This window comes from Thalassospira permensis NBRC 106175 (assembly GCF_000714555.1).
GTDB lineage: Bacteria > Pseudomonadota > Alphaproteobacteria > Rhodospirillales > Thalassospiraceae > Thalassospira > Thalassospira xiamenensis.
Genome location: NZ_AUNC01000044.1, coordinates 1 through 9,701 on the forward strand (window position 1 = coordinate 1; position 9,701 = coordinate 9,701).

General features: G+C 52.0%; 10 protein-coding genes. 1 reads left to right on the top strand and 9 read right to left on the bottom strand.

Features of this window, described 5'->3' with window-relative positions:
- Positions 1-15: 15 nt before the first annotated feature.
- The 9 genes from SMB34_RS16685 to SMB34_RS16725 all read right to left on the bottom strand — a co-directional run bounded on the left by SMB34_RS16685 (position 16) and on the right by SMB34_RS16725 (position 8,648).
- On the bottom strand, positions 16-504 hold the full coding sequence (locus SMB34_RS16685) for a GAF domain-containing protein (protein WP_051682363.1): 489 nt from the start codon (positions 502-504) through the stop codon (positions 16-18).
- Positions 497-1,807: a TRAP transporter large permease gene (locus tag SMB34_RS16690; RefSeq protein WP_037991768.1), complete on the bottom strand. Its 1,311-nt coding sequence runs from the start codon at positions 1,805-1,807 to the stop codon at positions 497-499. Before SMB34_RS16690 ends, SMB34_RS16685 begins: the two co-directional genes overlap by 8 nt.
- A gap of 53 nt (positions 1,808-1,860) precedes the next feature.
- Positions 1,861-2,373 carry a TRAP transporter small permease subunit gene (locus tag SMB34_RS16695; protein ID WP_051682364.1) on the bottom strand — a complete coding sequence of 171 codons (513 nt, stop codon included), beginning with the start codon at positions 2,371-2,373 and terminating at the stop codon, positions 1,861-1,863.
- A gap of 70 nt (positions 2,374-2,443) precedes the next feature.
- Positions 2,444-3,433 (bottom strand): TRAP transporter substrate-binding protein, encoded by a 990-nt coding sequence (locus tag SMB34_RS16700; RefSeq protein WP_037991770.1) that lies wholly within the window; start codon positions 3,431-3,433, stop codon positions 2,444-2,446.
- 43 nt (positions 3,434-3,476) lie between these two features.
- Positions 3,477-4,712, bottom strand: coding sequence for a metal-dependent hydrolase family protein (locus SMB34_RS16705; protein WP_037991771.1), 1,236 nt, complete (start codon positions 4,710-4,712; stop codon positions 3,477-3,479).
- Positions 4,709-5,362, bottom strand: coding sequence for a TetR/AcrR family transcriptional regulator (locus SMB34_RS16710; protein WP_051682365.1), 654 nt, complete (start codon positions 5,360-5,362; stop codon positions 4,709-4,711). The genes SMB34_RS16705 and SMB34_RS16710 overlap by 4 nt, the downstream gene beginning before the upstream one ends.
- Positions 5,363-5,504: 142 nt before the next feature.
- Complete coding sequence (locus tag SMB34_RS16715) at positions 5,505-6,815, bottom strand: TRAP transporter large permease (protein ID WP_037991773.1); 1,311 nt, start codon at positions 6,813-6,815, stop codon at positions 5,505-5,507.
- 10 nt (positions 6,816-6,825) lie between these two features.
- Complete coding sequence (locus tag SMB34_RS16720) at positions 6,826-7,233, bottom strand: TRAP transporter small permease (protein ID WP_196871072.1); 408 nt, start codon at positions 7,231-7,233, stop codon at positions 6,826-6,828.
- Positions 7,234-7,511: 278 nt separating this feature from the next.
- Entirely contained in the window at positions 7,512-8,648 is a 1,137-nt protein-coding gene (locus tag SMB34_RS16725; protein ID WP_037991774.1) for a C4-dicarboxylate TRAP transporter substrate-binding protein, read from the bottom strand.
- A 208-nt stretch (positions 8,649-8,856) separates the two neighbouring features.
- Here SMB34_RS16725 and SMB34_RS16730 point away from each other — a divergent pair, with 208 nt between their 5' ends.
- A complete protein-coding gene (locus tag SMB34_RS16730) occupies positions 8,857-9,534 on the top strand; it encodes a TetR/AcrR family transcriptional regulator (RefSeq protein WP_051682366.1) in 678 nt (225 codons plus the stop codon).
- Positions 9,535-9,701: the final 167 nt, after the last annotated feature.

Consider the following 9,701-nt stretch of genomic DNA (forward strand, 5'->3'; position numbering starts at 1 on the left):
AAACACATACATATGTTAAATCGGGTTTCGAAGCAGCAAAAGTGGCACGACAAGCAACGCTGAACAGGCAGCAAGATCACCTAAATCGGATGTACTGTATTTGCCTTCTTCATGCAGGATACTGATCGCCCCGATTGACTTGCCCATCGCAACCACCGGGACACTGAGGCAGGCAGAACAGCCCAGACTTTTAATCAGTTCATGATCTGGGAACGCCTCGCTCATGGCCGTTTCGTTTTTTCCGAACCATGGCGTCTGATCACGCAGAACGGTTTGCCCCCACTGTGTCGGTCCCATCTTCTTTTTTGCCGATGTCGGATATTTTTCCGGATTATTTGACCAGACGCGACGGCACATATCGTCGCCATTATCCCAGGCAAAGAACGTCATCAGACGGGGTTTAAACCGGCAATCATAAAGATCGGCTATCGCATCAAGTGATGCTTCGGGCTGGGCTTTCGCCGCATATGCCACCGCCAGTCGAACAAGATCAATATCAGTCATAAAGAGTACTCGGCAACCAAAGGGCAATTTCAGGAAACCAGACAAGCAGGGCAATCGCGCCAAGCATCAGCAGGAAGAACGGGAACGCATATCTTGCCACCCGGCCAACAGACTGCCCTGTCAGGCTTTGCAGAATAAACAGATTGAAGCCAACGGGCGGTGTGATCTGGCCCAGCTCAACCGTCACAATCAGAAAAATGCCGAACCATACCGGATCAATCCCGGCCTGCATCGCCAGCGGCAATGTGATCGGCAAACTCATGACGATGATCGAAACACCATCAAGAAAAAGCCCAAGCACAAGATAGAACAGCGTCAGAACCACAATCAGCATCGAAGGGGACAATTGCCATTCACCGATAGTGCGCGCAATTTCACTTGGAATATGCAGATAGCCCATCGCGGTCGACAGAAAGGCTGCTGCAATCAGGATCGAACAGATCATTGCACTGCTGACCACGGCCCCCAGCAGGGTCCGCACCAACATCGCAACCGAAAACTGGCGCAGGCAGATGGTAATCACAATCGCACCGAACACACCAACAGCTGCGGCTTCCGATGGGGTTGCAATCCCGGAATAGATTGCCCCCAATACAATCACCATCAGGGTGATAATCGGCAGCAGATCGATAATCGCCCCAATCAATTCCAAAGGCTTGAACCGCGCCTCTGCCTTTGGGGCAATGCCAGGTTTCAGCACGGCACGAAAGGCAATATAGCCAGAAAAGAGCGCAGCGATCATGATGCCCGGCAGAACACCGGCAGCAAACAGGCGGCTGATCGAAACCTCGGCCAGGATGCCATAGACGATCATCACGATTGACGGAGGAATCAGCAATCCGAAGCTGCCAGCCCCGGCAAGCGAGCCCAGCGATAAAGATTGATCATAGCCGCGACGCGAAAGTTCCGTTGTGGTGATTTTACCCACCGTGGCCGCCGTGGCAGCACTTGAGCCGCTAACTGCGGCAAACATGGTACAGCCCAGTACATTTGTATGAAGCAATCTTCCCGGCAACCAGTTCACAAATGGTGTCAGACCCCGAAATATTCGATCAGAAATATCTGTCCGGAAAATGATCTCCCCCATCCAGATGAACATCGGAATGGCGGCCAATTCCCAGGTCGTGGAGTATCGATAGACGATATTGGCAGCAATGGTACCGATGCGCGATATATCCATACCGGCAAGAAGGGCAAGTGACAAACCACTCACCGCCAGAAGCCCGACAAATATCCAGACCCCGAGCCCAAGGAACAAGAAAATCAGTGCAAGAACCAATCCCGCAGCAAGAAGTGCATCCATGATAAAACCCGTTTTTTTTTAATTACAGTTTCAGCGCGCGAAACGACATGATTTCAAAGCGTTTCGGCATCTGATGCACGATCGGGGATTGCGATGAATTGTCTGATCAGAAGCGCGATCAACTGAAGAAACAGCAAACAGAGCCCGGCAAGAATGATCCCCTGAGGTATCCACATGGGCATTTCGGCAATACTGCTGCTGACGGTATTTCGGGCCCAGTCGCGCTCAACCCGGACCCACATGAAAGAAATCAGAAGCCAGGTCACACCAAGACCGACGACGCAGCTCAAAGCTTCAAGAAACTTGCGATGCCTGCCTGACACATGCCCAAGGAGCAATTCGACGCGAATGATGCTTCCCTCGCCCAACGCATAGGGCAACGCCAGAAAGGTTGCCGTTGCAACGCCATAACCAACCATTTCATCCATGATAAAGGTCGAACTGTCGAAAACCGTTCGCAGAACAATCTCAAAAAGAATGAACAATACCATTGCCACCAAGGTTATGGCGGCCAGGGCAGCCCCCAGCTTGGACAGGCTTTCGATGAATTTGACGACAGATTTCATGATACTATTCGCGTTGAGCGTACCGGGCACAGTATCACCATGCCCGATACCGGTTCAAAGATATCGAGCCCTACTGTGCAAGCAGCTCGTGATAGGTGTCCAACAGTGTCTGGGCATCGTCGCCCACGCGTTCTTTCCACTGCTCAACTTCCGGGGCAGCAGAAGATTTCAGCAGCGACAAAAGATCCGCCGAAACGCCGGTTGTAACGGTTACACCATTTTCGGCAAGCTTGGCGTAGTTGGCCTTAACCCGGGAATCCAGAGCCTCCCAACCGAATGTTTCCGCCTTTTTTGCGGCATCAAGAACAGCTTTCTGACCTTCTTCACCAAGATCATCAAAGGCATCGCGGTTCATGTGCGTGACCTGAAGCGGAAGCGCATAGTTTACTTCGGTAAAATCGGACAAATATTCCCAGAACTGCGACCCGGCACCGCCGTCAGCCGAGGTCAGAACAGCATCGATGCCATTGGTCGTCAGCTGCGGAACGATGTCGCCCCAGCTGAGCTGAACCGGTGACGCGCCCGCATTCTGGAGGGTCTTGGTACCAGGGGTGTCATAGGTCCGAATTTTCAGACCTTTAAGTGCGTCGGGTTTATCAATTGGCTTGTTGGCCCAAAAACCAGAAGCCGGCCAAGGTGCGGCATAGAGGAAAACCTGATTGTCCTCTTCGAGCGCCTTTTCATAGAAGGGCCGGGTTGCTTCATAAAGTTTGCGGGTATCTTCAATCGAGGTCGCAATGAATGGCAGCGACGAAACCAGGAAGATTGGATTGATCCCTGACCATGCGCCCGAGAAGGATGAAGCAAGCTGTACCGCACCATCCCCGACAGCGTCATAGTGATCGACCGATTTATAGCCCAATGCACCACCATGATGGACTGTGACACTTATGTCGCCATTGGTTTCTTCGCCAAGCGTTTTGGCAAAAAAATCTGCCGTCTGGGCATGAATGGAGCTTACCGGATATTCGCTCGACATATCCAGGCTGGTTTCGGCATGAGCGCCGGTAACGCCGATCCCGAGTACGACCGCAAGGACCGGAAGGGTAACGTTCTTCATTGCACTTTCCTTTTTTTGAAATTCGGTGATCTTCGAACCGGACTTACAGGGAACCTGTATTTTTAAAAATGCGGCCACCCTTCATGATCAGCGGCATATGCACGCCCTGACGGGTCAGCAAGGACAGGTCGTCGAGCGGATTTCCGTCAACGACAATAATGTCGGCAAATGCGCCCGGCGCGATCACACCGATTTCACCCTCCTTGCGCAACACCTTTGCTGCATCAATGGTAGCAGACCGGATGACATCCTTTGCAGGCAGGTAACGACCGCGCAGCAGGAATTCCTCGGACTGGTGGTCATGCATCTCGCCCAGAAGGTCTGAACCATACCCCATGACGACACCCGCCTTATGCAGATGGGTCAGGCATTCAAGACCAGCACCACGAACGTCTTCGATTTTGGCAACCGATTCCTCAGGCAAGCCAAACCGGGCACCTTCACGCGCCAGCAAGTCATAGGTGATATTTGTCGGGATCACGACGGCCCCCGCTTCGCGGATCAGCTTGGCCGTTTCCGGCTTCATCAGATTGGCATGTTCAATGGATTCAACACCGCACTCAAGCGCACGGCGAATGGCCTCGTCGGTATAGAGATGCCCCGAAACATAAAGCTGTGCATTCTTGGCTTCTTCAACCGCGGCCTTAAGCTCCTCGGTTGAGAAGGCCAAAATTGCAATCGGGTCGGTCGGAGAAGAAACACCACCATTTGCCATCACTTTAATGAAATCGGCCCCTCCCTTGATCTGTTCGCGCGCTGCGCGGCGGACTTCATCAACACCGTTCACAACCACGCCAAGCGAACCGATCTGATCTCTGTAATAGTCAACAGACCGCAGACTGTGGCGTCCGCGATAGTCGGTATGACCACCGGTCTGCGACAGGGCCTTGCCACAAATCACGAGACGCGGCGCAGGCAGACCATCCTGCTCAACCGCTTCGACCAAACCGTAATCAGCCCCCCCCAGATCGCGCACGGTCGTAAAACCGCGCATCAACATGCGTTCCATGATCTTTGCCGAACGCAGCGCGACCAAAGAGTTCGGAAGGTCCGCGTTTTTGCCAAGATTTGTGGTGGTTGCGATGACATGCACATGGCAGTCGATCAAGCCTGGCATCACAGTCTTGCCACGCACATCCATAACTTCTGCATCCGGCGATGTGGCATCGGCCGATACTTCACAAATGCGATCATTTTCAATCAGGATGTTGAGCGGCTCAGTCGGTTCGGCAATCGAGCCATCAACAATACGGGCATTTTTAATCAGTTTTAAAGTCATGATCTTTCTTCTCTGGTGGAGCAAGCGGAGATATCGATACCCAATCCGTTGGCAAACATCTGACGAAGCAGTTGGCGCCAAAAGGACAGGAGTTCATCGAAATATTCGGTATCTTTGCGGACAATGGTCTGTGCCACCATGCCGCGAAACAGGCACATTGTTGCGTTCAGGACGACTTCTGCCTGTCTTGGATCAGCATGGTATCGGCGCGAAATAATGGCCCAAATTTCGTTGAGAGAGCTGTGAAAGCCTTGAACAACCGGTATGAGGCGCGTTTTGAAAAGCGCGTTATGGCGCATTTCCGGTAGCCATTCCAAAGTTACATAAAACAGGCCATCCGCCATCAACCGCCACAGATAATCAATAATCTCATCAACAGAAATATCCTTGTCTGCGTTCTGTTCAACATATCGGCGCGTGGTTTCGATGGCTTCCTTGAGCTGATATTCGACCGCCGCAACAACAACGTCTTCCTTCGTGGCGTAGTGATGGGTCAAAGCGCCACGCGAGACATCGGCCTCTTTTGCAATTGCCGGGGTCGTCAATCGCGAATAGCCCTGCCACTGCAAAAGCCGGACCGTCGCCTCCATAATGCGTCGACGGGTTTCTGCACTTTTTTCAACTTGTGTGCGGGCTGTCCGACCGGTCATCTCGCCATCCTGTTTCAGTATTGATCCTCAGGCCGTTGATGTAACAGATACATATAAAAACAGTATAGACTGTTTGTTTTATATTATGTGCACATTCCTGATGGAAGCCGTCCCAATCTCTAAAATATTTCCACCTCTCAGTTCATCGATACGCCAAAGTCGGCAACCAGAGAGACAAAATCGGGAACAACATCAGGATCAAAAGGGTAAGGAAATCCATGGCGATAAACCATCCGACACCCCGGAATACCTCGGGCAACGTTACAAGGTTCCCCAAAGCACCTTTGATCATATAAACGTTCAAGCCAACTGGCGGAGTTACCAACCCGATCTCCAGAAGCTTGATCAGGATGATCCCAAACCAAATCGGGTCCAGTCCGGCACTGCTTACCAGCGGTAAAATCAACGGCAGGGTCAGCAGCAGAAGCCCAATAGAGTCGATCAGCATCCCAAGCACGACATAGATGACTGTCACGGCAAGGAATATCCACCACGGTTCAGAACTGACACTGAGGATCGAGTCCGAGAAAGCGGCCGGAAGTCCACTTAATGCAAGAAAGCGCGTAAAGAACACAGACCCGATAAGAATGACAAAAATGCCCGTCGCGGCAACAATGGTATCGCGTAGGGAATTCTTGATCGCGTGCCACGTCAATGTTCCGCGAACGGCCGCAATGACAGCCGCGACCGACGCCCCGATTGCACCTGCCTCGGTCGGCGAAAATACGCCGGAAAATATTCCCCCAAGCACCGAGAAAATAAGAACAGGCAGCGGCCAAATCGTTTTCAGGGCAGCGCGTTTTTCTTCTTTCGTCGGGTTTATGACAACACTACCGGCAAGAGATGGCTTGAGCTTCACCCGCGCCATGATCATGCCCATGTAGACAAGGGCCGAAAGCACCCCCGGAATGAACCCGGCCATGAAAAGCTGACCGACGGAAACCTTTGCATAAACGCCATAAAGGATCAAAAGGACACTTGGCGGGATAAGAGACCCCAGCGTTCCGGATGCTGCAATCGTACCGGTTGCAAGCCCCTTGTCATAATTGTTCCGCAGCATTTCCGGTACTGCGATGCGTGACATCGCAGATGCCGTCGCGACACTTGACCCCGCGGCCGCCGCAAAGAAGGCACATGCCCCGACACTTGCAATCGCAAGCCCACCGGGCAACTTTGCCAGATACAGCCGCAGCGCTTCAAACAACCCTTTGGTCATGTTGGTTGAGGAGCAAATAAACCCCATAAGCAGAAACATCGGCGCCGCCGTCAGTTCCCACTGACCGACATATTCGAACGGCGTTGCAGAAATCATACCCAAGGCGACGTTCACATTAAACATCGCCGCGATACCGCCGATCGAGACAAGACCAAGACTGATCCCGATTGGCACACGCAAAGCAATCATCGCGAGCGCAATAAGGGTCCCAATGATACCGATATCAAGATTACTCATTACTTCCCTCTTACAACGCGCGCCAGCGGGTTAAGGACTTCATCAGATTGCACAGCACCGCCAAAACACATCCGACAAAACCGATTGGCAGCGCCCATCGGCTCGGCCAGACGTAAAAGAGAAAGTTGGACATGATGGTTTCCGAGGACTTGGTCGCGCGAATGGCATCAAGCGTGCTCTGCCAGGCAAGAAGTCCAAAAAATGCAAGCCCCGCCAAACAAGCCAGAACATAAAGAAAGACCTGCGCAGACCTTGGCATTTGCTGAACAAACAGGTCGACACGGATGTGCTGGTTTTGAAGCTCGACATATCCGAACGCAAGAAAGATCGCGCAGACCATGTAATAGTAGGATACGACTTCGAGTGTTCCGGTTATGCCGTAATCCGAAATTGTCCGAAGCAAAACGTCGGCGGTCACATGAATCATCATGAGAACGACAAACACTGCAGACACCACAAGAAATGTGGTGTTAAGCCAAGATACAGCCCGGTAAAGAAAGTTGGACTGAACTGCGCCAGAACCTGAAATATCTTGATCAGGATTAAAGGACATGAATACCGCTCCGCTTCGTGCCGGAATTACATTTCAGGCTTGGCCGACGCTCCGGGAGACAAGGGACACACTGTCGTAGTGCCAGGTGCAAAGAGCGTCGGCCAAAGGCAAATGCCGCATCCTGATGGATCGGGCAAATGGGCCTATTTTATGCCGTAGGAAGCTGGATCGAGATCGCCATAGATTTCCTTGGCCGCGATCGCCGCGAGGGCATCGACATTACTGCGATCTGCATGTTCCAGCAGTCCCTCCCATTTTGCATAGGTGAACCGGAAATCGTCGATCAGATCCGCGCCGTTAGCGACACCATATTTTTGTTCGGCAATCGTATAAATCTCGCCCAACACTTTCTCGCGGAATTCTTCGACCGACGCCATCAGCTCTGGGGACGGCTGACTGACTTCATTGCCCTTCGCTTTTGCCTCTTCAAGTGCCGCTTCCGAGCGCGCAATGTAATTCACGGCCATGTTTGCCATGCTATAAGCCGTTGCATCCATAAGCTGCTTGCGTTGTGCTGAGGTCAGATCTGCCCAGAAACCGGCGTTAAAGCCCCATTCTGGACCAGTCCAATACATCCCGGTCGGCAGTTCGGTGGTATAAGGTGCAACTTCCCACAGAGAGCGGTCAATCAGGTCATTGGCGGCATTACTTGCGCAATCAAGTGTCCCCCGTTCAAGGCCGGTATACATTTCACTTGATGGAACGTTTACGGGAATCCCCCCAACTTCCTCGACCCATTTTGAGACACTCGATCCGGCAGTGCGGATACGCTTGCCCTTTATGTCTTCAAGGGTGCGAACCGGCTTGCTGCAAAAAAGGATATAAGGGGGCGTTGCATAGGCACCAAGATAAACAATGCCATTATCAGCCCATTCCTTAAGCTGAACTGCGTTGTGCATGCTGAAATCTGCAGCGGCAAAGATCGCTGTCAACGGGTCAGAATAGTTAAAACCAAGTTCCTGAATGGCATTTGCCACAGGCAGCTCTGAAGGCGTATAAACCGCCGCGATGTTCGCGACATTGGCAATATTATCGCGCGCCCCCTGAAGGCTTGCGCGCGGCGCCAAAAGAACAGATCCGGTATAAACTTCAGGTGACAGATCGCCGCCCGAAATCTCGCGAACCTTTTCCGCCCATTCGACATAGCCGAATTTGCTGAGTGGATGTTCTGCATCATAAAACGAGTTGGCAATGAAGCTGGTTTCCGCATGTGCGGTGAAAGCGCCACCTGCTGCAAAAACAGCGGCAATTGCCGGAAGGATCAATTTTTTACCAAGCATCTAGGTCTCCATGTTCAGATCGTGACGGCCACTCTGGTCTGACGTGTCTTGCTACCGATTGCCGGATTAAGTCCGTTCGGCTTTGTTCTTGATAAAAACATACAGACTAGTCTGCTTGTAAATGTCAATATTTATAAATGGACTTGTGGGATCAAACCCGGTTGAAATAAGTTATGACGCAACAACGAAAGCAGGAGCGTTACGCCTTATGGCATTGAAAAATCAGGCATCAGAGCTCTCTGACGCGACAGAAAAAAAAAGTTCGCCCCGGAAACGTCGCACACAGGCAGAACGATCAAGTGATACGCGAAAACGCGTATGCCAAGCGACCCTCCAGGCTCTCATCGAGATCGGGTACGAGCGAATCTCGACTCAGGAAATTGCCACTCGGGCAAAGGTATCTCGCGGGGCGTTAACCCATCAGTTCCCCACCCGCAACGAGCTGATTGTTGCGGCCTTTGATTATCTGATGCGTTCCTGGGAAAACGACTGGCCTTTTGATGACGCCCAAAACCGCCCGAGCATGAAAACCGACGAACTTATCGACGTTCTGTGGGAAAAACTGTTCGAACCCGACAAATACATGGCGGCACTCGAACTGATGCTGGCAGCTCGCCTTGACGATGATTTAGGCCGCGACCTGCGCAACACCATGGCGCGATGGACAACCAAGCGCGACAATATCATTGCTGAAATACTCGGCGTTTCTCAGGATTGCGAACGCACGCGCACCTTCATCCAGATCAATCTCTGCATGCTACGCGGGCTTGCGGTCCATAAGAGCTTCGACAATGAGCCGGATGTTGCCAAAAGAATGCTAAATCAATGGAAGGAAATCCTGCGTCATCTCGCAGAATCCGGAAAATTCCCAAATGATGCTTCCTGATGCCCCCCCTGATGCAAAGTCACGACACTGACAATCCCAAGAAAAATCAAGTGTAAGACCAAGCGCGGAAAAAAGGTCACCCGAACCGTGAAAACCGATTTCTGCGAAAACAAAAACCATTTCACGGCCCGGGATGAAAGCTCAGATCAGGCCAAATCAGTCGGCAG

Coding starts and splice junctions, on each gene's coding strand:
- SMB34_RS16705 (WP_037991771.1), bottom strand. CDS start 4,712: ATGACTTTAAAACTGATTAAAAATGCCCGTATTGTTGATGGCTCGATT.
- SMB34_RS16725 (WP_037991774.1), bottom strand. CDS start 8,648: ATGCTTGGTAAAAAATTGATCCTTCCGGCAATTGCCGCTGTTTTTGCA.
- SMB34_RS16685 (WP_051682363.1), bottom strand. CDS start 504: ATGACTGATATTGATCTTGTTCGACTGGCGGTGGCATATGCGGCGAAA.
- SMB34_RS16695 (WP_051682364.1), bottom strand. CDS start 2,373: ATGAAATCTGTCGTCAAATTCATCGAAAGCCTGTCCAAGCTGGGGGCT.
- SMB34_RS16690 (WP_037991768.1), bottom strand. CDS start 1,807: ATGGATGCACTTCTTGCTGCGGGATTGGTTCTTGCACTGATTTTCTTG.
- SMB34_RS16730 (WP_051682366.1), top strand. CDS start 8,857: ATGGCATTGAAAAATCAGGCATCAGAGCTCTCTGACGCGACAGAAAAA.
- SMB34_RS16700 (WP_037991770.1), bottom strand. CDS start 3,433: ATGAAGAACGTTACCCTTCCGGTCCTTGCGGTCGTACTCGGGATCGGC.
- SMB34_RS16715 (WP_037991773.1), bottom strand. CDS start 6,815: ATGAGTAATCTTGATATCGGTATCATTGGGACCCTTATTGCGCTCGCG.
- SMB34_RS16710 (WP_051682365.1), bottom strand. CDS start 5,362: ATGACCGGTCGGACAGCCCGCACACAAGTTGAAAAAAGTGCAGAAACC.